The organism is Rhodoferax sp. BLA1, assembly GCF_013416775.1.
Taxonomy (GTDB): domain Bacteria; phylum Pseudomonadota; class Gammaproteobacteria; order Burkholderiales; family Burkholderiaceae_C; genus Rhodoferax.
Map to the genome: position 1 here is coordinate 75,084 of NZ_SZVI01000013.1, position 22,435 is coordinate 97,518.

General features: G+C 59.6%; 20 protein-coding genes and 1 pseudogene. 4 read left to right on the forward strand and 17 right to left on the reverse strand.

Going from position 1 to position 22,435, the window contains the following annotated elements:
* Positions 1–138: 138 nt before the first annotated feature.
* A complete protein-coding gene (gene parC / locus FDG13_RS15825; RefSeq protein WP_180129814.1) occupies positions 139–2,532 on the reverse strand; it encodes a DNA topoisomerase IV subunit A in 2,394 nt (797 codons plus the stop codon).
* Between the two features lie 74 nt (positions 2,533–2,606).
* Positions 2,607–4,577, reverse strand: a complete 1,971-nt coding sequence (locus FDG13_RS15830) for a DNA topoisomerase IV subunit B (RefSeq protein ID WP_180129819.1) — start codon at positions 4,575–4,577, stop codon at positions 2,607–2,609.
* Between the two features lie 122 nt (positions 4,578–4,699).
* Here FDG13_RS15830 and FDG13_RS15835 point away from each other — a divergent pair, with 122 nt between their 5' ends.
* From FDG13_RS15835 to FDG13_RS15840, 3 genes and pseudogenes are all read left to right on the forward strand, one after another.
* Positions 4,700–5,920 carry an MFS transporter gene (locus tag FDG13_RS15835; RefSeq protein ID WP_180129823.1) on the forward strand — a complete coding sequence of 407 codons (1,221 nt, stop codon included), beginning with the start codon at positions 4,700–4,702 and terminating at the stop codon, positions 5,918–5,920.
* A gap of 4 nt (positions 5,921–5,924) precedes the next feature.
* Positions 5,925–6,050: a hypothetical protein gene (locus FDG13_RS21195; RefSeq protein WP_255435294.1), complete on the forward strand. Its 126-nt coding sequence runs from the start codon at positions 5,925–5,927 to the stop codon at positions 6,048–6,050.
* Between the two features lie 113 nt (positions 6,051–6,163).
* A pseudogene (locus tag FDG13_RS15840) lies at positions 6,164–6,484 on the forward strand (transposase); the annotation flags it as partial.
* Here the strand turns inward: FDG13_RS15840 and FDG13_RS15845 are convergent.
* The 7 genes from FDG13_RS15845 to FDG13_RS15875 form a co-directional block, all read right to left on the reverse strand.
* Positions 6,479–6,697 (reverse strand): hypothetical protein, encoded by a 219-nt coding sequence (locus FDG13_RS15845; protein WP_180129827.1) that lies wholly within the window; start codon positions 6,695–6,697, stop codon positions 6,479–6,481. The pseudogene FDG13_RS15840 and the gene FDG13_RS15845 overlap by 6 nt on opposite strands.
* 87 nt (positions 6,698–6,784) lie before the next feature.
* Positions 6,785–7,117, reverse strand: coding sequence for a hypothetical protein (locus FDG13_RS15850; RefSeq protein WP_180129830.1), 333 nt, complete (start codon positions 7,115–7,117; stop codon positions 6,785–6,787).
* A gap of 21 nt (positions 7,118–7,138) precedes the next feature.
* On the reverse strand, positions 7,139–7,642 hold the full coding sequence (locus tag FDG13_RS15855; RefSeq protein ID WP_180129834.1) for an N-acetyltransferase: 504 nt from the start codon (positions 7,640–7,642) through the stop codon (positions 7,139–7,141).
* A gap of 9 nt (positions 7,643–7,651) precedes the next feature.
* Positions 7,652–8,983, reverse strand: a complete 1,332-nt coding sequence (gene glmM, locus FDG13_RS15860; protein WP_180129837.1) for a phosphoglucosamine mutase — start codon at positions 8,981–8,983, stop codon at positions 7,652–7,654.
* Entirely contained in the window at positions 8,980–9,885 is a 906-nt protein-coding gene (folP, locus tag FDG13_RS15865) for a dihydropteroate synthase (protein WP_180129840.1), read from the reverse strand. The genes glmM and folP overlap by 4 nt, the downstream gene beginning before the upstream one ends.
* A gap of 49 nt (positions 9,886–9,934) precedes the next feature.
* A complete protein-coding gene (gene ftsH, locus FDG13_RS15870; RefSeq protein WP_078363235.1) occupies positions 9,935–11,854 on the reverse strand; it encodes an ATP-dependent zinc metalloprotease FtsH in 1,920 nt (639 codons plus the stop codon).
* A 99-nt stretch (positions 11,855–11,953) separates the two neighbouring features.
* Positions 11,954–12,646, reverse strand: coding sequence for an RlmE family RNA methyltransferase (locus FDG13_RS15875; RefSeq protein ID WP_180129842.1), 693 nt, complete (start codon positions 12,644–12,646; stop codon positions 11,954–11,956).
* A 27-nt stretch (positions 12,647–12,673) separates the two neighbouring features.
* Between FDG13_RS15875 and FDG13_RS15880 the strand changes: the two genes are divergently transcribed.
* Positions 12,674–13,147: a YhbY family RNA-binding protein gene (locus FDG13_RS15880; RefSeq protein ID WP_078363237.1), complete on the forward strand. Its 474-nt coding sequence runs from the start codon at positions 12,674–12,676 to the stop codon at positions 13,145–13,147.
* Between the two features lie 76 nt (positions 13,148–13,223).
* Here the strand turns inward: FDG13_RS15880 and FDG13_RS15885 are convergent, their stop codons facing one another.
* The 8 genes from FDG13_RS15885 to lpxB all read right to left on the reverse strand — a co-directional run bounded on the left by FDG13_RS15885 (position 13,224) and on the right by lpxB (position 22,427).
* Positions 13,224–13,646, reverse strand: coding sequence for a DUF4149 domain-containing protein (locus FDG13_RS15885; protein WP_180129845.1), 423 nt, complete (start codon positions 13,644–13,646; stop codon positions 13,224–13,226).
* Positions 13,647–13,692: 46 nt separating this feature from the next.
* The gene (gene greA, locus FDG13_RS15890) at positions 13,693–14,169 is read right to left on the reverse strand and encodes a transcription elongation factor GreA (protein ID WP_078363239.1); all 477 of its coding nucleotides are present in this window, start codon (positions 14,167–14,169) and stop codon (positions 13,693–13,695) included.
* A 204-nt stretch (positions 14,170–14,373) separates the two neighbouring features.
* The gene (carB, locus tag FDG13_RS15895; protein ID WP_180129865.1) at positions 14,374–17,673 is read right to left on the reverse strand and encodes a carbamoyl-phosphate synthase large subunit; all 3,300 of its coding nucleotides are present in this window, start codon (positions 17,671–17,673) and stop codon (positions 14,374–14,376) included.
* A gap of 68 nt (positions 17,674–17,741) precedes the next feature.
* A complete protein-coding gene (gene leuE, locus FDG13_RS15900; protein WP_078363241.1) occupies positions 17,742–18,422 on the reverse strand; it encodes a leucine efflux protein LeuE in 681 nt (226 codons plus the stop codon).
* Positions 18,419–19,606, reverse strand: a complete 1,188-nt coding sequence (gene carA, locus FDG13_RS15905; protein WP_180129883.1) for a glutamine-hydrolyzing carbamoyl-phosphate synthase small subunit — start codon at positions 19,604–19,606, stop codon at positions 18,419–18,421. The genes leuE and carA overlap by 4 nt, the downstream gene beginning before the upstream one ends.
* Before the next feature lie 175 nt (positions 19,607–19,781).
* On the reverse strand, positions 19,782–20,579 hold the full coding sequence (locus tag FDG13_RS15910) for an RNA methyltransferase (protein ID WP_180129888.1): 798 nt from the start codon (positions 20,577–20,579) through the stop codon (positions 19,782–19,784).
* A complete protein-coding gene (rnhB, locus tag FDG13_RS15915; protein ID WP_180129893.1) occupies positions 20,576–21,253 on the reverse strand; it encodes a ribonuclease HII in 678 nt (225 codons plus the stop codon). The genes FDG13_RS15910 and rnhB overlap by 4 nt, the downstream gene beginning before the upstream one ends.
* Positions 21,254–21,284: 31 nt before the next feature.
* Complete coding sequence (gene lpxB, locus FDG13_RS15920) at positions 21,285–22,427, reverse strand: lipid-A-disaccharide synthase (RefSeq protein ID WP_180129897.1); 1,143 nt, start codon at positions 22,425–22,427, stop codon at positions 21,285–21,287.
* Positions 22,428–22,435 lie beyond the last annotated feature (8 nt).

The window sequence follows — 22,435 nt, forward strand, 5'->3', positions numbered from 1 at the left end:
AAGCACCAGGACACTGCAATAAGCTTGCCAGTATCCCGTCCAGAACAAGGTCGGGTCTGGTGCACAGCGTGGTCTGACCGACATCCCGGCGCCGACACCTCAGATCATCGCAGCCTGGTATGACAACTGGCTGTCAGATCACTCGACCCGTGTCACCGACGCCGGTTTGAAGCCCAGGTCCGCCAGCTTGCCCTTGCGCGCCCGTGCGGCCCGGGCGTTGTTGAGGCTACGGATCTCCAGGGTTTCATCGCGCACCTTGCCACCACGACCGATGCCGTCGATGCGCACGCTTCGGTTGTAGGCGCAGGCACCAGCCAGCGAGTCCTTGTCTTCCAGGTCAATCAGCATCAGACCACGTCCGCCATTGGCCATGGTTTTGAGTTCACTGATCTCAAAAGTCAGAATCCGCCCACCCACCGAGGCACAGGCCACATGGCTGGCGGCTGGCCACGGCGTCGATCCCGCCTCACAAGCGACCACCGAAGGCGCACACAGCACTTCGCCGTCGTTCACCGTGACAAAGGCCTTGCCCGCCTTGAATTTGCTGACCATGTTCTCAACAGACGCCAGGAAACCATAAGCGGCAGAACTGGAGAGCAGCAGTGTGGCGCTCATCGGCCCAGCAAAGTAATACAGCAGCTGGGTGCCCGCTTCCAGTTCGATCAGGCTGGTGATCGGCTGGCCGTCACCCCGGCCACCCGGCAACAGCGACACCGGCACCGAATAGACCCGGCCATTGGAGCCAAAGGCCAGCAAGGTGTCGATGGTGCGGCATTCAAACGTGCCGTACAAGGCATCCCCAGCCTTGAAGGTGTATTCCGGCTGCGCGGCACCGGCCGTTGCTGCACCTGCCGTGCGTTCCTTGGCCCAGCCTTTTTGCGCACGCACCCAGCCTTTTTGGCTGACCACCACGGTCACCGGCTCATCAACCACCTTGACTTCGAGCACGACTTTCTTCTCGGCCTGGATCAGCGTGCGGCGTGGGTCGGCAAAGGTTTTGGCATCCGCCTCGATCTCCTTGACCATCAGGCGGCGCAACACAGCCGGGCTGCCCAATAATTCTTCAAGCTTTTGCTGCTCACCGCGCAGACCCGTCAACTCCTGCTCGATCTTGATCGCCTCCAATCGGGCCAACTGACGCAGCCGGATTTCGAGGATGTCTTCGGCTTGGCGTTCTGATAGTCGGAAGCGCTCGATCAGCGCGACCTTGGGCTCGTCACTCTGGCGGATGATCGCAATCACCTCGTCGATGTTGAGCAAGACCAGCACCCTACCCTCCAAAATGTGGATGCGCTCCAGCACCTTGTTCAAACGATGCTGAGAACGCCGCTCTATCGTGGTCTGGCGGAACGCAATCCACTCGGTGAACATCTGGCGTAGCGATTTCTGTGTGGGTCGGCCATCCAGGCCAATCATGGTCAGGTTGATCGGGCTGGTGGTCTCCAGGCTGGTGTGCGCCAGCAAGGTGTTGATCAGCTCCTGCTGGCCAATGCGGCTGGTTTTGGGTTCACACACCAGGCGCACGGCGGCATCTTTGCTGGACTCGTCGCGCACCCCGTCGAGCACCGAGAGCAGCGTGGCCTTGAGCTGGTTCTGCTCCAACGTGAGCGCCTTTTTACCGGCCTTGACCTTGGGGTTGCTCAGGTCCTCAATCTCTTCCAAAACGCGCTGGGTGCTGACACCGGGCGGCAACTCGGTCACCACCAGTTGCCACTGGCCTCGCGCCAGGTCTTCGATCTTCCAGCGTGCACGGCATTTGAGCGAGCCCCGGCCTGTGCGATACGCCTCGGCAATCTCACCCGCGCTGCTGATGATCTGACCACCACCGGGGTAATCCGGCCCCGGCACCAGCGTGAACAAGTCCTCGTCACTCAGCTCGGGGTTCTTGATCAGGGCGACACAGGCTTGTGCTACTTCACCCAGGTTGTGGCTCGGGATTTCGGTGGCCAAACCGACCGCAATACCGCTGGCGCCGTTGAGCAGCGCAAACGGCAGGCGCGCGGGTAACTGGCGCGGCTCTTCGGTGCTTCCGTCGTAATTGGGCGTGAAGTCGACCGTGCCTTCGTCAATTTCGTCGAGCAACAGGCTGGTGATCTTGGCCAAACGCGCTTCGGTGTAACGCATGGCGGCGGCACCGTCGCCGTCCCGGCTGCCAAAGTTGCCCTGGCCGTCGATCAGCGGGTAGCGCTGCGAAAAGTCCTGCGCCATACGCACCAGCGCGTCATACGCCGCACTGTCGCCGTGCGGGTGGTAACGGCCCAGCACATCACCGACCACGCGGGCACACTTGACCGGCTTGGCGCCAGTGTTGCCATTGGCACCACCAAAACCAAGACCCATGCGCGACATCGAATAAAGAATGCGCCGCTGCACCGGCTTCTGGCCGTCACACACATCGGGCAAGGCGCGGCCCTTGACCACACTGAGCGCGTACTCCAGGTAAGCGCGCTGGGCGTAACTGGCCAGGCTGGGGGTCTCGTCCGGCTCGGGCTGGATCGGTTGGGGTGGGTCTATCAGAATGATGTCGGTCATGGGGAACTCTTGTGATCTGCTCTAACTGTTGTAGCTTTTAGCCCTTTACTTATAAGGGCTGGTGGCAAAAAAGACTAAATATCCAGCTCCACCGAATCGCCGTGCAACTCCATCAGGTCGCGCCGGGCACCGGCTTCACCCTTGCCCATGAGCTTGGTCATCAGCTCGGCGGTCTGTGTGGTATCCAGCCCGCCCAGCCCCACCTGCAGCAGACGCCGGGTGTCGGGGTTCAGGGTGGTGTCCCACAGTTGTTCGGCATTCATTTCACCCAGACCTTTGAAACGGCTGATGGTCCAGGCGCCTTCACGCACACCTTCCTTGCGTAACTTGTCCAGGATCACCGTCAGCTCACCTTCGTCCAGCGCATAGGCCTTGGACGCGGGCTTTTTGCCACGCGCAGGTGCATCGACCCGGAACAAGGGCGGGCGCGCCACATAAATATGACCGGCATCCACCAGCTTGGGGAAGTGTTTGAAAAACAGGGTCAGCAACAGCACCTGGATGTGTGAGCCGTCCACGTCCGCATCACTCAGGATACAGATCTTGCCGTAACGCAAACCGCTCAAGTCCGGTGCATCGTTGGCACCATGCGGGTCGACCCCAATGGCCACCGCAATGTCGTGGATTTCGTTGTTGGCAAACAGGCGGTCACGCTCGACCTCCCAGGTGTTGAGCACCTTGCCACGCAGCGGCAGCACGGCCTGGCTTTCCTTGTTGCGGCCCATCTTGGCGCTGCCACCGGCCGAGTCACCTTCGACCAGGAACATTTCGTTCTCGAGAATATCGCGGCTTTCGCAGTCGGTCAGCTTGCCGGGCAACACCGCCACGCCTGAGCCCTTGCGTTTTTCGACCTTCTGGCTGGCCTTCTGGCGGCTTTGTGCGGCCTTGATCGCGAGTTCGGCCAGCTTCTTGCCGTGTTCCACGTTCTGGTTGAGCCATAACTCCAGCGCCGGGCGCACAAAACTCGACACCAGCCGCACCGCGTCGCGCGAGTTGAGGCGCTCCTTGATCTGGCCCTGGAACTGCGGGTCCAGCACCTTGGTCGAGAGCACATAACTGGCGCGTGCAAACACGTCGTCGGGCAACAGCTTGATGCCCTTGGGCAGCAAGGAATGCATCTCGACGAAGCTTTTAACGGCGGTAAACAGGCCGTCGCGCAGGCCGGACTCGTGGGTGCCTCCGGCGGTGGTCGGGATCAGGTTGACATAACTTTCACGCACCGGCTGGCCATCTTCGGTGAAGGCGACACACCAGGCGGCACCTTCGCCATCGGCAAAACTGTCGTTTTGGGCGTCGGCAAAACCATCCCCTTCAAACAGCGGGATCACCGGTTCACCGTTCAGGGTTTGGGTCAGGTAGTCGCGCAGACCCCCTTTGAACAGCCAGGTTTGGGTGTCCTTGGTCTTCTCCTGGGTCAGGGTCACCGTCACACCGGGCATCAACACGGCTTTGCTGCGTAACAGGTGCTCCAGGTGCGCCATCGGCAGCGCCATCGATTCGAAATATTTGGCATCGGGCCAGACCCGCACCAGCGTGCCGCTGCGCCGTTCGCCGTCCCCCGCTGGCCGCACTTCCAGCGGCTCAATCACATCACCGCCCGAGAACACCAGCCGCGCCACCTGGCTCTCACGGTAGGTGGTGGCCTCCAGACGGCTGCTCAAGGCATTGGTCACACTGACACCCACACCATGCAAACCACCCGAGAAGCTGTAAGCGCCGCCAGTACCTTTGTCGAACTTGCCACCGGCGTGCAACTGGGTGAACACCAGTTCAATCACCGGTGCGTTTTCGGTCGGGTGCAGGCCAAACGGGATGCCGCGGCCATCGTCCTCGATGCTGACTGAGCCGTCGCCATGCACCGTGACCTTGATCTTTTTGCCATGTCCGGCCAGCGCTTCGTCGGCCGCGTTGTCCAGCACTTCCTGGATGATGTGTAGCGGGTTGTCGGTGCGGGTGTACATGCCCGGACGCTGTTTGACGGGCTCGAGCCCTTTCAAAACGCGGATCGAGCCTTCAGAGTATTCAGAGTTGGGTTTGGTAGCCATAGCCCGTGATTGTAGTCATGGGCCGGCAATCCACTGGATACAAAAACAGGCTTTTAAACCCAAACGGCTGAGCCCTTAACCCGGATGTGACTGGTTTCATGCCAATTGGCTATATTCCAGCGATGTCTGAACACAGCCCCAAACTCTCCCTCACCCAAATTCTGATCTGTGGTGCCGCCATCGTGACCGTTTCGATGGGCATCCGCCACGGTTTTGGCCTGTGGTTGCAACCGATCACACAGGCGCAGAGTTGGAGCCGTGAAACCTTTGCCCTGGCGTTGGCGATCCAGAATCTGGTGTGGGGCGTGGCTGGCATTTTTGCCGGCATGTTGGCAGACCGGTTTGGCGCCTTTCGCGTGATTGTGGCTGGTGCCCTGCTGTATGCGCTGGGTTTGTTGGGTATGGCGTATGCCACCACGGCGCTGGCTTTTTCATTAACCGCCGGGGTGTTGATTGGGTTGGCGCAGGCCGGCACCACCTACGCCATCGTCTACGGCGTGATTGGCCGCAATGTGCCGGCCAGCAAACGCTCCTGGGCCATGGGCATTGCCGCTGCCGCGGGCTCGTTTGGCCAGTTTCTGATGGTGCCGACCGAAGGTTTCCTGATCAACCAACTGGGTTGGCAGAACGCACTGGTCACCCTGGCGCTGGCCGCGCTGGTGCTGCTTCCGCTGGCCTGGGGGCTGCGTGAACCCGATGCCCGGGGTGGCGCCGGACATTTCCGTGAGCAGTCGATCCTGCAGGCGCTGCGTGAGGCTCTGCACTACCGCAGCTTCCAGCTGCTCATGGCCGGGTATTTTGTGTGTGGCTTTCAGGTGGTGTTCATTGGTGTGCACATGCCAAGCTACCTCAAGGACCATGGCCTGTCGCCCCAGGTGGCCAGTTATTCGCTGGCCTTGATTGGCTTGTTCAACGTGTTTGGCACCTATGCCGCCGGCGTGCTGGGGCAACGCCTGCAAAAGAGACACATCCTGGCTTTCATTTACCTGGCGCGTGCGGTGGTGATCAGTGTCTTCTTACTGGTGCCGCTGACACCGTTAAGCGTCTACGTTTTTTCAGCGGTAATGGGCCTGCTGTGGCTGTCCACCGTGCCGCCCACCAATGCGGCGGTGGCGCAGATTTTTGGGGTGGCGCATTTGTCGATGCTGGGTGGTTTTGTGTTTTTCAGCCACCAGATCGGCTCGTTTCTGGGGGTCTGGCTCGGCGGCTGGTTGTATGACCGCACCGGCAGTTACGACATCGTCTGGTACATCGCCATTGCATTGGGGGTGCTGGCCGCGCTGGTGAACCTGCCGATCAAAGAAGCGGCGATTGTGCGCACCCCCGCGCCACAGGCCGCATGAGACCATGAAACCCGCCATCAAACTCCTGGGGTACGCCCTGATGCTCGGGCTGCTGGCGCTGGTGTTTGCTTTGTATGGCCAGCCCGACTTCATGTTGACCTTGGCAAACCAGGTCTGGGGCTGTTTCTGAGTGTCTCTGTTCCAGACAGACAGCTAGCAGGCTACTGAAATACCCCCCCTGAGCGGTAAAGTTTGAAGCGGCGTAGCCACAACCCCCTCCACCCGAGACAAAAGACACCGAGCATGCGCGGCGCCGACACCTTCACAGAGAGCTTGTTCACGATGCGCCGTCTGGATGACTTCGTTCCAGTTAGCCACCCGCTGCGTCCCGTGCGAAAGATGGTCAACCAAGCCTTGAAGAACATCGAACCACTGCTCTCAGGCATGTACGTCGCCATCATCAAAGGCGGGCGACCCAGCATTGCGCCAGAGAAGTTGTTGCGTGCCATGCTCCTGCAAATTTTCTACAGCATCCGCTCAGAGCGCATGCTCATGGAACAGACCCAATATAACCTGTTGTTTCGATGGTTCATCGGCCTGTCCATGGATGATGCGGCCTTAATTTGATTTTTTAGAGGTTTTATCTTTCGTCAGATCCACCCAGACGTCCCAATCGTGCTCAATCACCTCGGGGATGGGCATGGGGCGCGGAAAACGCCGCCGTTCTGGCAGGGTGTTGTCTGCGGGGTTGCTGGCAAGGTTCTCAGAAACAGCTGATCCTTTGCCCCCTTTGACCGGCACGGACTCTTGACGTTTTAGTAATTTCTTGAACAGCATGTTGCTTGCACTTTAAGGGCAACTCAGCCATGTGACCAAACCCACTTTGTAACAATGGTTATTTACCGTTACACAACAGCCTCGGGGTCAGAGCTTGGGTTTGTCGCTGTGCGACACCTCGTAGCCATCAGCCACATACGCTGGCCCTTTCATCAGCCAGACAATGATGCAGCCAATGCCAACGGTCAAAACAGCCGTCCAGACAAAAGCCACGATGCCCACCATCAAGAAATCAAACGCCTGAACATGTCGTTCAATTTCGGAGGCACTGCCCTGCGTCAGCAAAAACCGCGCCAGCCAGGCCGCTAGCGCAGGTAAGACCGTGCCAGCCAACAGAACCTGTGGCAAGCGTTTGAGCAAACGCCACTCAAAACCGTAAGGCGTTCTCTGATAACCCGGAAGTTTGTTGAGCCAAGACATGGTGTGTGCTTGCTGGTGGCTTCAGAGCCACTTCTGCATGAACTGAGCGTGGCCCATGCTGGGTTCAAGCTGGTAGTTGTCAAACCCAATGCGCCGATACAGTTTGGCTGCCGGTGCATTGCCCGAGAGCACTTCCAGCGTCAGTTTGCAGGCACCGCGCTCACGCGCGAGCTGCTCCACCAAGGCCAGCATCTGCTCCGCAATACGCAGCCCACGGTGGCTGGCGGCCACCACCACATCGTGGATATTCACCAGCGGCTGGCAGGCAAAGGTCGAGAAACCCTCAACACAGTTGACCAGGCCCACGGGCAAACCCGCTTGCGCATCATCAAACGCCAGCACACTGAAAATTGTGGGGCGCGCCTGCAAAGCGGCAGGCAAATTGGCCTTGGTGAAGGCTGACAAAGGCTCGCCACCACCGGTCGGGTCTTGGGCGTAAGCATCCAGCAAACCCACCAGGGCAGACGCATGGATCGGGTTGGTGTAGGCGGCGCGACACAGGCGCAAGTTCGGGGTGCGACTCATTGGCTGATCTCAGGCTGCAAGGGTTTTGGCAATACGTTGGGCGCATGCCTTGGCTTGGGTGGCGTCACGCGCTTCGACCATGACGCGCACCAGGGGCTCGGTACCGCTGGCACGGATCAGCACCCGCCCGCTTTGGCCCAATTCGGCCTCGACCGCACGGGTCTCCGGTGCCAGCTGCGGACTGGCCTTCCAGTCCTGACCCGGTTGCAGGCGCACATTGATCATGGTCTGGGGAAATAGCACCACCTCCTTGACCAAGGTAGCCAAGCTCTGGCCGCTGCGCACCACGGTTTGCAGCACCTGCAGGGCAGAAATCAGACCGTCACCTGTGGAGTGTTTGTCCAGTGCCAGCAAATGCCCGGAACCCTCACCACCCAGCAACCACTGGTTTTTTTCGAGCTCTTCGAGCACATAACGGTCACCCACCTTGGCGCGTACAAAAGCCACACCACGTGCGATCAAGGCCAGTTCCACCGCCATATTGGTCATCAAGGTGCCGACCACACCCGGCACCGGTTCACCACGACGAAGCCGGTCATCGACCATCAGGTAGAGCAACTCGTCACCGTTGTACAGCCGCCCTTGGGCATCCACAATCTGCAGCCGGTCGGCGTCACCATCGAGTGCCACGCCCATGTCGGCCCGGTGTGCCTTGACGGCCTCCACCAGCGCCTCGGGATGGGTGGCGCCCACGCCACGGTTGATGTTGAGACCGTCGGGCGCACAGCCGATGGCAATCACCTCAGCACCCAGTTCATGGAACACCTTGGGCGCGATGTTGTAGGCGGCGCCATGGGCGGCATCGACCACGATGCGCATCCCTTTGAGCGTCAGGTTGTTGGCGAAGGTGCTTTTACAGAACTCGATGTAACGACCAGCGGCGTCATCCAGGCGACGTGAACGTCCCAGATTGGCCGAATCCCCCCAAACCGGCTCCATCGCCAGAACCGCTTCCACATCACGCTCCCATTCGTCGGAAAGCTTGGTGCCCTGGGCGCTGAAGAACTTGATGCCGTTGTCATCAAACGGGTTGTGGCTGGCGCTGATCACAACGCCCAGAGAGGCGCGCTGCGCCCTGGTCAGGTAGGCCACGCCGGGTGTAGGCAAAGGGCCAAGCAAGACCACGTCGACACCGGCCGAGTTGAAGCCACTCTCCAGCGCACTCTCCAGCATGTAGCCCGAGATGCGGGTGTCCTTGCCAATCAGCACGGTGGGCCGCGCCTCGGAGCGTTTGAGCACGCGCCCCACAGCATGCGCCAGACGCAACACAAAATCGGCGGTGATAGGGCTTTGCCCCACGGTGCCACGAATGCCATCGGTTCCAAAATATTGACGCGTCATGAAGCGGTGTGTCCTTGTGAATCCATCGGAGTGAGTTGGGTTGATCTTATCGCCTCGAGCACCTTCAAAATCTGCACGGTTTCCTTGACATCGTGCACACGCACCACTGACGCTCCCTGCTGCACAGCACACAGAACAGCCGCCAGGCTGGGTGCCAGCCGCTCCTGGGGCGCGAGCTTCTCGCCCTGATCTGCGCGCACTGTCATGCCCGCCAGTGACGACTTGCGTGACCAACCCGCCAGCAAGGGGTAGCCTGCTACGAGCAGCTCGGACTGGCGAGCCAGCAGCGCAAAATTCTGCGCCACGGTTTTGCCAAAGCCGATGCCCGGGTCCAGCAAAATTCTGGTCTTTTCAACCCCTAGCCCGCATAGAACCTGAGCTGATTGCTCCAGAAACGAGAGTACCTGGGGAACCACATCAGCCTGCATGGGCTGAACTTGCATGGTTTGTGGCTCCAGGTGCATGTGCATCAAGCACACACCACAATTCGGGTGCGACGCCACGACCCATGTGGCATCGGCCAGACCCTGCGCATCACGCCAGCGCAAGGCCCACACATCGTTGATGATGTCGGCCCCTAGGTCAAGTACAGCCTTCATGACCTGCGGTTTGTAGGTATCCACCGACACCGGCACACCCAATTTGACGGCCTCTTTGACCACCGGCACAACCCGTGCCAGTTCCTCCGCCAATCCCACAGGTGGCGCACCGGGCCTCGTCGATTCACCACCAATGTCCAGGATATCGGCTCCGTCGCGTAGCAGCAACTCGCCATGCCGCAGCGCCGCTGTTGTGCTGTCATGGTGGCCACCATCCGAGAAGGAATCGGGCGTGACGTTGACGATGCCCATCACCTTCGGGGCGCTCAGGTCAATCTGGAAGCGGGTGGTTTGCCAATACATAGTCCATAAAAAACGGGGCTCGCGCCCCGTTTTTTTTAATCTGCTTAGATCAGGCCGCGTGAGGCGCTGCGTCTGTTTTCACAGCGGGAGTACCGCCACTGCCAGTGTCTGAACCAGCCGTTGGCATACGCGGTGTCCAGTCCTTGGGCGGACGTGGCTCCTTGCCAGCCATGATGTCGTCGAGTTGCTCGCTGTCGATGGTTTCCCATTCCAGCAAGGCCTTGGCCATGGCGTGCATCTTGGAGCTATGTTCTTCGATCAGGCGACGCGCCAGGGCGTACTGCTCGTCAATGATGCGGCGCACTTCGGCATCCACCTTCTGCATGGTTTCTTCACTCATGTTGGTGGTTTTGGTCACCGAGCGGCCCAGGAACACTTCGCCTTCGTTCTCGGCATAGACCATCGGACCCAAGGCCGCCGTCATACCGTAACGCATCACCATGTCGCGGGCGATCTGGGTGGCGCGCTCAAAGTCATTGCTGGCACCGGTGGTCATCTGGTTCATGAACACTTCTTCAGCGATCCGGCCACCAAACAACATGCTGATCTGGTTGAGCATGAACTCCTTGTCGTAGCTGTAGCGGTCTTGCGCGGGCAGGCTCATGGTCACGCCCAGAGCGCGGCCACGCGGGATGATGGTGACCTTGTGTACCGGGTCACATTTAGGCAGCAACTTGCCAATCAAAGCGTGACCCGACTCGTGGTACGCGGTGTTACGGCGCTCTTCCTCGGGCATGACCATGCTCTTGCGCTCGGGGCCCATCAGGATCTTGTCCTTGGCCTTCTCGAAGTCCTGCATCTCCACCGTGCGGGCGTTGCGTCGTGCCGCCATCAAGGCAGCTTCGTTGCAGAGGTTGGCCAGGTCCGCACCACTCATGCCGGGTGTGCCACGGGCAATCACGCCGGGGTTCACATCGGCGCTGACCGGCACCTTGCGCATGTGCACGTTCAGAATCTGTTCCCGGCCACGGATGTCGGGCAGGGTCACATACACCTGGCGGTCAAAACGGCCCGGACGCAACAATGCAGCGTCCAGAATGTCGGGGCGATTGGTGGCAGCCACCACAATCACGCCCAGGTTGGTTTCGAAACCGTCCATTTCAACCAGCATCTGGTTGAGGGTTTGTTCACGTTCGTCATTGCCACCACCCAGGCCTGCGCCACGTTGGCGGCCGACCGCATCAATTTCATCGATGAAGATGATGCAAGGTGCGTTCTTTTTGGCGTTTTCGAACATGTCACGCACCCGGGAGGCACCCACGCCCACAAACATCTCGACAAAATCAGAACCCGAGATGCTGAAAAATGGCACCTTGGCTTCACCGGCGATGCTCTTGGCCAGCAGGGTTTTACCGGTGCCGGGCGGGCCCACCAGCAGCAGACCGCGCGGAATGCGACCGCCAAGCTTCTGAAACTTGGCCGGGTCTTTGAGGAAGTCAACCACTTCCTTGACTTCTTCCTTGGCCTCGTCACAACCAGCCACATCGGCAAAAGTCACGGTGTTGGTGTTTTCATCGAGCAGACGGGCTTTGCTTTTGCCGAAGCTGAACGCTCCGCCCTTGCCACCGCCTTGCATCTGGCGCATGAAATACACCCAGACGCCGATCAACAACAACATCGGGCCCCAGCTGACCAGCAGGGTCATCAGGAGCGAGCCCTCTTCTTTGGGACGCACATCAAACTTGACGTCATTGGCAATCAGGTCTCCCACCAGACCGCGGTCCAGGTAAGTGGCGGTGGTGCGGACTCGGCGGTCATCACTGGTGGTGGCCACAATTTCCGTGCCGTTTTGCCCTTCCAGAATGACCGCGCTCTTGATCTGGTTGTTGCGAACTTCATCCAGAAAATCGGAATAGCCTACATACGAGGCACCGGCAGCCGGACGGGTGTCAAACTGTTTGAAAACAGTAAACAACACCATCGCGATAACCAGCCAGACCGCAATTTTTGAAAACCATGGATTGTTCAAGCGAAGCTCCAATAAAAACGCATGACAGGCGTTAAAAACTCAAGGGCACAATTCTAGGCTTTTCAGCTGCTGGCAACCAGCACCGAGAAGGGATCATCCTCAGCGAGCACATGGAAATGCAGCATTTTTTTGCACCATCCCCACCAGAAAAGTCTCGGACGAACGGTCTCGTGATGCCTTGGGCTTGATGCACTTGACAGTGACAAACATCTCGCGAAAGCGTTTGACCAGGCTGTCATAACTGCCCCCGTGGAACACCTTGGCCACCAAGGCCCCTTGTGGTTTCAGGTGCAACTGCGCAAATTCAAGCGCCAGTTCCACCAGATGCTCAACACGGGCAGCATCGGCTGAATCAATGCCCGACAGATTAGGCGCCATATCCGAGATCACCAGATCAGCCAGTTGACCCTGTAGATGACCAGCCAGTTCAGCGAGCACATCATCTTCACGGATATCACCCTGGATGAACAACACGTCTTCAATCGGCTGCATCGGCAGGATGTCCAGTGCAATGATGCGGCCATTGAGTTGCCCCGCAGCGGCGCCCCCGCCCTGCGCCGACTTGGGCGACATCTTGCGCCGCACATACTGGCTCCAGGCGCCCGGTGTGGACCCCAGATCCACCACCAGTTGCCCGGGTTTGATGAGGTGCAGGTTCTCATCAATTTCCTTGAGTTTGTAGGCCGCCCGCGCCCGATAACCGTCTTTTTGGGCCAATTTGACGTAGGTATCGTTCACGTGGTCATTGAGCCACGCGCGATTGACCTTGCTGCTTTTAACTGCTGATTTCATTTTGTGTATCTCGCCGATAATACGGCCATGCCTCAAATATTACTGACCCCTGCCCAGCGCAAATCACACCGCGCCGACGCGCACCACCTCGACCCCGTGGTCATGATCGGTGGTGACGGCCTGACTGCTGCCGTCAAAAAAGAAACCGATGCCGCCCTGAATGCCCACGGGCTGATCAAGGTGCGGGTGTTTTCCGATGACCGCGCCGCCCGCGAAACCATGTTTGCCACCCTCGCCGACGAACTGAACGCGGCGCCGATCCAGCACATCGGCAAACTGCTGGTGCTCTGGCGGCCCATGCCCGAGCGCGAAAAAACCGTTGACGAAGACCGTATGCCTGGCCCCAAGGATGTGAAAGTCCTCAAGTTCAGTAAACGCGGCGGCCAACGCCCCGAAGTCAAAACCCTGCGTGTACTGGGCAACCAGCGCCTGACCTCCGGTGGCCAGATCAAACGCGCCAAAAAGAAACCCATCAGCATCAAAAAACGCAACCAGAACTGAGCCGCTGCGCTCATCGGCGTTTGCTAACGCTGCGATCCGTGCACCCCACGGATCGCTCTACACCCAACTTCTCTGATCAACCGGCTCTGCCAAGCAGCTTCTTGAACGTGAGGCTTGCACACAGCCACTGTGCAATGTAAAGCCCCACACCCACGCTGTGCCACAGCGGCAAATTCTGGCGTGCCACGATGCGTGGCGCCACGGCCAGCTCTGACAACAAGGCCAGCAACATCCCAAACACTATATAAACAATAGCAGACTGCGCTTGCTCTACCTGGGCCAGAGGCTGATTTGACCTTGAAACCATCAACAGCAACAGGCCACACACCAGCGCCACCCAGGTCTGTGCGGTGAACAGCTTGGCCGCCATGTTGCCCGCCATGGCCGGGCTCGGCAGGTGGGCAAACAACATTGGCACAACATACCCAGCCACCGTGGTCAGGCTGCCCCACCACAGGGCCGCAACCCAGACCGAGGAGCGAGGTAAAAAATCTCTCATGAACAAAGGCCTGCTTTCACCTGCTGGAACAACCAGGCCAAGACCATCACAGGTAGCTGACGCTGATCACTTCCCAGCGGCGCAGGCCACCAGGTGCTTGCACTTCAGCCACATCACCCACTTCTTTGCCAATCAGGGCACGGGCAATCGGGCTGTTGACGTTGACCAGACCCAGTTTGATGTCGGCTTCGTCTTCCCCAACAATCTGGTAGCTGGCTTTGTCGCCGGTGTCTTCGTCTTCCAGTGCGACGGTCGAGCCAAACACCACACGGCCATCGGCGTGTAAATCGGCTGGGTCAATGATTTGTGCAGCCGAGAGTTTGCCTTCAATCTCCTGGATGCGCCCTTCCACAAAACCCTGCTTGTCCTTGGCGGCTTCGTACTCGGCGTTTTCGCTCAGATCACCCTGTGCCCGCGCTTCGGCAATCGCGTTGATCACCGCTGGACGTTCAAAGGCTTTGAGTTGGTGCAACTCAGCTTTGAGTTTGTCTGCACCGCGTTTGGTGATGGGAAGTGTCGCCACGTGAAGCTCCGTTATAAAAATAGTTCAACCAGACACACACACAACCCTCCCAACAGATAGACCACCCCGGCAGACACAAGGGGTACCGCCAGGTGGGAGCAGACTGTGGGAACGGTTTTGCGCAAGCCAAAATGAAACCGCCGAACGTTGCCGTCCGGCGGTGTTGTTCAATTATGCCGCGAATTGGGCGCGTTGACGACTCTTTTAACCCTTCAATTGCGCGTGCATCTCCTGCACCGAAATCACATCCAGCGAGTCCATACAACGCATGCCCTCCACCGCCGCCTCGGCCCCGGCAATCGTGGTGAAGGTGGTCACGCGGTTGAGCAGCGCGGAGGTGCGGATCTGGCGCGAGTCGGCAATCGCGTTGCGACGCTCTTCCACGGTGTTGATCACCAGCACAATCTCGTCGTTTTTGAGCATGTCCACAATATGTGGGCGGCCTTCGGTGACCTTGTTGACCACAGCACAAGGCACACCAGCGGCGTTGATGGATGCCGCCGTGCCTTTGGTGGCCACCACAGCAAAATTCATAGCAGTGAGCGCCCGTGCCACCTCGATCGCCTGCGGCTTGTCACTGCCCTTGACCGAGATAAACACCTTGCCACTGGGTGAACCATCGGCCTTGAATGGACGCGGCAGCTTGGAGCCGGCCCCCATCTGCGACTTGACAAAGGCTTCACCAAAGGTTTTGCCCACACCCATCACCTCACCGGTGGATTTCATCTCCGGGCCAAGAATCGTGTCCACACCGGGGAACTTGACAAACGGGAAGACCGCTTCCTTGACACAGAAATAGGGAGGATGCACCTCGGCGCCAATGCCTTGGGCATCAAGCGTCTGGCCGACCATACAACGTGCAGCGACCTTGGCCAACTGGATGCCGGTGGCCTTGGAGACAAAGGGTACGGTGCGCGAGGCACGTGGGTTCACTTCGAGCACAAAGATGATGTCCTGGCCATCCTTTTGCTGGATGGCAAACTGCACATTCATCAAACCCACCACGTTCAGGCCTTCGGCCATGGCTGCGGTCTGGCGTTTGAGCTCATCGACGGTGGCTTGTTTCAGGTAATACGGTGGCAACGAGCAAGCCGAGTCACCACTGTGCACACCGGCTTGTTCGATGTGTTCCATCACCCCACCAATGAAGACCCGACCTACCGAGTCGCGCACCGCGTCCACATCACACTCGATAGCGTCGTTCAGGAAACGGTCCAGCAGCACTGGCGAGTCATGTGACACTTTGACCGCTTCGCGCATGTAACGCTCCAGGTCGCGCTGTTCGTGCACGATTTCCATGGCACGGCCACCGAGCACGTAGCTTGGGCGCACCACCAGCGGGTAACCCAGTTCGGACGCTTTTTCCAGGGCCTCTGCCTCGGTACGGGCGGTGGCGTTGGGCGGCTGGCGCAATTTGAGTTCGTTCAGTAACTTCTGGAAACGTTCGCGGTCTTCGGCCGCATCAATCATGTCGGGGCTGGTGCCGATGATCGGCACGCCATTGGCCTCCAAGTCCAGCGCCAGTTTCAAAGGCGTCTGGCCGCCGTATTGCACGATCACGCCGTGCGGTTTTTCCTTGTCGACGATCTCCAACACGTCTTCGAGCGTCAGCGGCTCGAAGTACAACCTGTCCGAGGTGTCGTAGTCGGTGGACACGGTTTCGGGGTTGCAGTTGACCATGATGGTCTCGTAGCCGTCTTCACGCATCGCCAATGCGGCATGCACGCAGCAGTAGTCGAATTCAATACCCTGGCCAATGCGGTTCGGGCCACCACCGAGCACCATGATTTTTTTCTTGTTGGTGGGCTGCGCCTCACATTCCGAGCCTTCGGCTTCGTAGGTGGAATACAGGTAGGCGGTGTTGGTGGCAAATTCGGCGGCGCAGGTGTCGACCCGTTTGTAGACCGGGCGCACACCCAAGGCGTGGCGGCGCGCGCGCACAGCGGTGTCGGTGGTCTTGAACTGCTTGGCCAGGCGACGGTCCGAGAAACCCTTTTGTTTGAGGGCACGCAGGGTGGCCGCATCAATGCTGTCCAGCGCAGTACCCACGGCAGGTTGTGGCAAGCGTTCGATTTCCAGCTCCAGCTGGACAATCTGCTCGATTTGCACCAAAAACCACTTGTCAATCTTGGTGATGTCAAACACCTCATCCACACTCCAGCCCGCAGCAAACGCGTCACCGACGTACCAGATGCGGTCCGGGCCGGGTTCACCGAGTTCTTTCTCGAGCAGCTCACGGTCCTGCGTTTTTTCATTCATGCCGTCCACACCGACTTCGAGGCCACGCAGGGCTTTCTGGAACGATTCCTGAAAGGTGCGACCCATGGCCATCACCTCACCCACCGACTTCATCTGGGTCGTGAGGCGGCTGTCGGCGGCCGGGAATTTCTCAAAGGCAAAACGCGGGATCTTGGTGACCACGTAGTCGATCGACGGCTCGAACGAGGCTGGCGTGGCACCGCCGGTGATCTCGTTGCGCAGTTCATCGAGCGTGTAACCCACCGCCAGCTTAGCCGCCACCTTGGCAATCGGAAAACCGGTGGCTTTGGAGGCCAATGCGGAGGAACGGCTCACGCGCGGGTTCATCTCAATGACGACCATGCGGCCGTCTTTCGGGTTGATCGAGAACTGCACGTTGGAGCCGCCGGTGTCCACACCAATCTCGCGCAGCACCGCCAAAGACGCGTTACGCAGAATCTGATATTCCTTGTCGGTCAGCGTCTGTGCCGGAGCCACGGTGATCGAGTCGCCGGTATGCACGCCCATCGGGTCCAAATTCTCGATCGAGCAGACGATGATGCAGTTGTCCGCCTTGTCGCGCACCACTTCCATCTCGTACTCTTTCCAGCCGAGCAGGGATTCTTCAATCAGCAACTCATTGGTGGGCGAGGCTTCCAAGCCGCGCTTGCAGATCACTTCAAATTCTTCGGGGTTGTAGGCGATGCCGCCACCGGTGCCGCCGAGTGTGAAGCTGGGGCGGATCACCGTGGGGAAACCAACCGTGCGCTGCACCTCCCAGGCCTCGGCCATGCTGTGGGCGATGCCAGAGCGGGCCGAACCGAGACCAATCTTGGTCATCGCGTCCTTGAACTTGAGGCGGTCTTCGGCCTTGTCGATGGCTTCCGGTGTGGCGCCAATCAGCTCGACCGGCTTGCCTGTAGCGGCACCGGTGTATTTGTCGAGCACGCCGTTGTGCCACAGGTCCAGTGCGCAGTTCAGCGCGGTCTGGCCACCCATGGTTGGCAGGATCGCGTCCGGGCGCTCTTTGGCGATGATTTTTTCGACCGTCTGCCAGGTGATCGGCTCGATGTAGGTCACGTCCGCCGTGGCCGGGTCGGTCATGATGGTGGCCGGGTTGCTGTTGATCAGGATGACCTTGTAGCCCTCCTCACGCAGCGCCTTGCAGGCCTGCACGCCAGAGTAGTCAAACTCGCAGGCCTGGCCGATGATGATCGGACCCGCACCAATGATCAGGATGCTTTGGATGTCAGTACGTTTTGTCATAATTTTCTATTAAAACTGCCTCTAGCCCAATGGATAAAAGGGTTGACAGCTCCTATTTTTATATCAACTTAATTGAGACTGGCGGTCGCCAGCTTGCTACCAAACCAGACAAACAAAGCCCCCACCAGACTCGACAGGCCAGACGACAGGCGCTTGCGCTGCCGAAAAGTCTGTGCCAGGCGGGCACCGGCAAAAATCAGCGCCGTCAGGTAAGCGGCGCTGAAACTCATCAGGATGGCGCTCAAAATCAGGAACGGCACCTCAGGCTGGGCGTATGTGGGGTCGATGAACTGCACAAAAAATGAGAGCAAAAACAAAATCGCCTTCGGGTTGAGCAGGCTGATGACCAGCGCCCGACGAAACGGCTGCTGCAGATGGGCTGCGGTGGCCGCCGTGGCAGGCGCAGAGGCTGAGACCGTGGCCTGCACCACGTCCTTGTTTGCCCGCAACCCTTTGAGCGCACCCCACATCAGGTTCAGCCCGACCCAGAACAGGTAGGCCGCACCAGCGTACTTGACCACCAAAAACAGCGCCGGGTGGGTGCGCAGCAAACTGGCCGCCCCCAGTGCGGTACAGATCAACAACACCGTGTCACCGACAAACACACCCAAGGCCCCCTGGTAACCGGCACGCACGCCGCGCGCGGTGGCGACCGACAACACATACAGCGAGTTCGGGCCAGGCAGCAGGATGATGCCAAACGCACCCACCACGTAGGTCCACAGGTCGGTGACGCCGTAGAAACTCACGCCTGCGCCTCCATTGACGCGATGAAGCGGTCAAACAAGTAACCAATGTCATGCGGACCGGGTGAGGCCTCCGGGTGACCCTGGAAGCAGAACGCCGGTTTGTCGGTGCGCGCCAGGCCTTGCAAGGTGCCGTCGAACAGACTCACATGGGTGGCACGCAGGTTGGCCGGCAGCGTTTTCTCGTCCACGGCAAAACCGTGGTTCTGGCTGGTGATCGAGACACGGCCGCTATCGAGGTCTTTGACCGGGTGGTTGGCGCCATGGTGGCCAAACTTCATCTTGAAGGTTTTTGCACCACTGGCCAGCGCCATGATCTGGTGGCCCAGGCAGATACCAAAAGTGGGGATACCAGATTCGATCAGCTCGGCGGCAGCGGTGATCGCGTAGTCACAGGGTTCCGGGTCACCCGGGCCGTTGCTCAGGAAGATACCGTCAGGCTGGTGTTTAAGCACATCCGCCGCAGAGGTCTGCGCGGGCACCACGGTGACCTTGCAGCCGCGCTGGGCCAGCATACGCAGGATGTTTTTCTTGACACCAAAGTCATAAGCCACCACATGAAAGCGCGGCTCGGTCAACGTGCCATAACCCGGGGTATTGCCCAGGGCCGGGTTAAACAGCTGCCATTCGGTCTCAAGCCAATCGTAAGACGTGGTGCCAGACACCACTTTGGCCAAGTCGGCTCCAGCCATGCTGGGTGCAGATTTGGCCAGTGCCACGGCTTTCTCGATCACGGCCGGGGTGACCGTTTCACCGGCAGCCAGCGCGAAGATGCAGCCGTTTTGTGCGCCCTGCGTGCGCAGCTGACGGGTGAGCTGGCGAGTGTCGATGTTGGCAATGGCGACCGTGCCTTCAACCACAAGATACTCACTGAGTGTCTGGGTGGAACGGAAGTTGGACGCCAGGAGCGGCAGATCCTTGATGATCAGGCCCGCTGCGTGGACCTTGTTGGCCTCCACATCTTGCGGGTTGACACCATAGTTGCCGATGTGGGGGTAGGTCAGCGTGACGATTTGCTGGCAGTAGCTCGGGTCAGTCAGGATTTCCTGGTAACCGGTCATGGAGGTGTTGAACACCACCTCGCCTACGGTGGCGCCAGTGGCACCAATGGCATGACCGACATAGACCGTGCCGTCTGCGAGCGCCAGGATGGCGGGTGGGGTATTTCCCTTGAGAGACAAAAGCACTGGGTTCTCCGAAAGTGTTGCGGGTACGCCCATACACACTCAAGAGTGACCTCCTGGCTTGCTTTTGGTAGGGTTGGGGCTTGTGTGTCTGGGAACGTACTTGGGTGCGAAAAAGCCCCCAAGTATAGCCGACAGCTCTTGTCACCCCCCGCCAGGACAGGGGCTTTACTAGGGTTTACCCGAGCTGGGCGGTAGCACTGGCGTGCAGGCAAATCGCGGCTGCGGTGGCCACATTCAGAGATTCTTCACCACCGGGCTGGGCAATGCGCACATGCTGGTTGGCACGTGCTTCGAGTTCCGCACAAATCCCCTGCCCTTCATGTCCCAGCGCCCAGACACAAGGCATGGGCAGCACTCGTTGTTGCAGCAACTGGTGCAGGAAATCACCCCGGTGGGAACTGGTCACCAGCAGCGGCAGATCGAGCTGATCAAGCGCCGTCAGTTCGGCACTTTCCAACAGGTGCAGACCCCAATGGGCGCCCATGCCAGCACGCAAAACCTTGGGACTCCACAAGGCCGCAGTGCCCTTGAGCGCGATGATTTGTTTGAAGCCAAAGGCCGAGGCACTGCGCAGAATCGCGCCCACGTTGCCCGCGTCCTGAACCCGGTCCAGTACCACCGTGGCCAGCTCCGCTTGTATAGGAGCGGCAGTCGGCAGGTCAAACACAAACCCCATGCGCGCAGGTGACTCCAGCGCACTCAGGCCGTCATACAGCGCATCAGGAATTACTATGTTTTTTGCAGCAGCCTGCCCATATTTCTCTTGGGCTAAAGGCCAAAAAGACTCTGAAAAAATGCCAATCGCCGGGTGCACACCGCGCAGCAGTGCGGCACGCACCAGGTGGTCCCCTTCAGCCCAGAAACGACCGAACTTGCGGTAATCGGTGCTGCCATGCGCCAGGCGCTTGACTTCCTTGAGCAAAGGGTTGTCGCGCGAGCTGATCAGCTGCGGATGGGGCGCTGAAGACGTCATAACAAGGCATCCATACCAAGAGGCTCGACCCGGCAAGAGGCAGGACGCTGTGCCACCGGCAGAGCGCTGTGCTCTGCCCTGGCGGCCAGTACCTCACGCACCGGGGCAAAGCTTTTGCGGTGTAAGGGGCAGGCGCCATGGGTCTGCAAGGCTGCCAGATGCTGCGCCGTGCCATAACCTTTATGCTGGGCAAAGCCGTAAGCCGGATAGTGAACTTCAACCTCGTCACACCAGCGGTCACGTGTGACCTTGGCCAGGATCGACGCCGCCGAAATCGCAGCAACCAGAGCGTCACCCTTGACGATGGCTTCACAACGCATCGGCAGCACCGGCAGGCGGTTGCCATCGACCAACACCAGTTTAGGCGGCAGGCGCAAGCCCAGCACCGCACGGCGCATCGCCAGTAACGTGGCCTGCAGGATGTTGAGCTGGTCGATCTCCTCCACTGTGGCCTGAGCCACGGCAAAACACAGGGCCTTGGCACGAATCTCATCAAACAGCTGGTCACGTTTGAGCGCGGTGAGCTGTTTGGAATCGGCCAGCCCGGCAATGGGATGTTGATCATCCAAAATCACGGCGGCAGCCATCACTGGCCCAGCCAGGGGACCCCGACCCGCCTCGTCGACCCCGGCCACCAGGCCCTGCGCTTCCCACTGCAGAGCAACTTGTTGCATGCTGTCCTGCACAGCGCGGCGCGGTCTGGGTTTAGAGGATGCTGGCAATGGCATGGGCGGCAAGGGTCGGGGTGTCGCGCTGCAACTCGGCGTGCAGCGCGCTAAAGCGGTTTTCAAGGCGCTGGATTGTCGCAGGCGCATGGGCTACGGCGTCGAGCCAGGTCAAGACTTCTTTGGCCAGGGCCTGCGGTGTGGCAGCGTCCTGGAGCAACTCGGGCACCACAAACTCGCGGCACAGGATGTTGGGCAGGCCAACCCAGGGTTGCAGCTGCTTGCGCCGCATGATCTGCCAGGACAGCGCACCCATGCGGTAAGCAATCACCATCGGGCGTTTGAACAAAGCCGCCTCCAGCGTGGCGGTGCCGCTGGCGATCAGGGTGACATCACAGGCGGCCAACACCGCGTGGGACTGCCCGCGCACGACTTTCAAGGCCTCGCCCAAACCGCTAGCCGTAGCGGCGGCATCGATACGTTGTTGCAATTCGGGTATCGCGGGCACTACAAATTGTGTAGTTGGTTGCGCTTTTTTGATAAGGGCTGCAGCCTGAAAGAACACATCCACCAGATGGCGCACCTCGGACTCACGGCTGCCCGGTAGGATCGCCACCACCCTGCCCTCGGCGCCCAGACCCAGTTTGGCGCGGGCTTGCGCCCGGTCTGGCTGCATCGGGATCACCTGGGTCAGCGGGTGGCCGACATAGGTGGCGGCGATACCGTGGCTGGCCAGCAGTTCAGGCTCGAAGGGAAAAATGCACAAGACGTGGTCGACGCTGCGTTTGATTTTTTCCAGCCGCTCAGGCCGCCAGGCCCAGACCGAGGGGCAGACAAAATGCACGGTCTTGATGCCCTGTGCGCGCAAGTCTGCTTCCAGGTCCAGATTGAAGTCAGGCGCATCCACACCAATGAACACATCGGGCGGGCTGGCCAGCAGGCGCTGTTTGAGTTGTTTGCGGATGCCAACGATCTCGCGGTAACGGCGCAACACCTCCCAGCCAAAACCATGTACGGACAGTTTGTCGTGTGGCCACCAGGCCTCAAACCCGCGCTGCGCCATCTGCGGGCCACCAATGCCCATGCTGTGTAAATCGGGCCAACGCGCGCGCAGGCCGTCCAGCAACAAACCCGCCAGCAGGTCGCCAGAGGTTTCACCCGCCACCAGCGCCGCGTTGTTCATGAACGGAG

Coding starts and splice junctions, on each gene's coding strand:
- parC (WP_180129814.1), bottom strand. CDS start 2,532: ATGACCGACATCATTCTGATAGACCCACCCCAACCGATCCAGCCCGAG.
- FDG13_RS15830 (WP_180129819.1), bottom strand. CDS start 4,577: ATGGCTACCAAACCCAACTCTGAATACTCTGAAGGCTCGATCCGCGTT.
- FDG13_RS15835 (WP_180129823.1), top strand. CDS start 4,700: ATGTCTGAACACAGCCCCAAACTCTCCCTCACCCAAATTCTGATCTGT.
- FDG13_RS21195 (WP_255435294.1), top strand. CDS start 5,925: ATGAAACCCGCCATCAAACTCCTGGGGTACGCCCTGATGCTCGGGCTG.
- FDG13_RS15845 (WP_180129827.1), bottom strand. CDS start 6,697: ATGCTGTTCAAGAAATTACTAAAACGTCAAGAGTCCGTGCCGGTCAAA.
- FDG13_RS15850 (WP_180129830.1), bottom strand. CDS start 7,117: ATGTCTTGGCTCAACAAACTTCCGGGTTATCAGAGAACGCCTTACGGT.
- FDG13_RS15855 (WP_180129834.1), bottom strand. CDS start 7,642: ATGAGTCGCACCCCGAACTTGCGCCTGTGTCGCGCCGCCTACACCAAC.
- glmM (WP_180129837.1), bottom strand. CDS start 8,983: ATGACGCGTCAATATTTTGGAACCGATGGCATTCGTGGCACCGTGGGG.
- folP (WP_180129840.1), bottom strand. CDS start 9,885: ATGTATTGGCAAACCACCCGCTTCCAGATTGACCTGAGCGCCCCGAAG.
- FDG13_RS15875 (WP_180129842.1), bottom strand. CDS start 12,646: ATGAAATCAGCAGTTAAAAGCAGCAAGGTCAATCGCGCGTGGCTCAAT.
- FDG13_RS15880 (WP_078363237.1), top strand. CDS start 12,674: ATGCCTCAAATATTACTGACCCCTGCCCAGCGCAAATCACACCGCGCC.
- FDG13_RS15885 (WP_180129845.1), bottom strand. CDS start 13,646: ATGAGAGATTTTTTACCTCGCTCCTCGGTCTGGGTTGCGGCCCTGTGG.
- carB (WP_180129865.1), bottom strand. CDS start 17,673: ATGACAAAACGTACTGACATCCAAAGCATCCTGATCATTGGTGCGGGT.
- FDG13_RS15910 (WP_180129888.1), bottom strand. CDS start 20,579: ATGACGTCTTCAGCGCCCCATCCGCAGCTGATCAGCTCGCGCGACAAC.
- rnhB (WP_180129893.1), bottom strand. CDS start 21,253: ATGCAACAAGTTGCTCTGCAGTGGGAAGCGCAGGGCCTGGTGGCCGGG.
- lpxB (WP_180129897.1), bottom strand. CDS start 22,427: ATGAACAACGCGGCGCTGGTGGCGGGTGAAACCTCTGGCGACCTGCTG.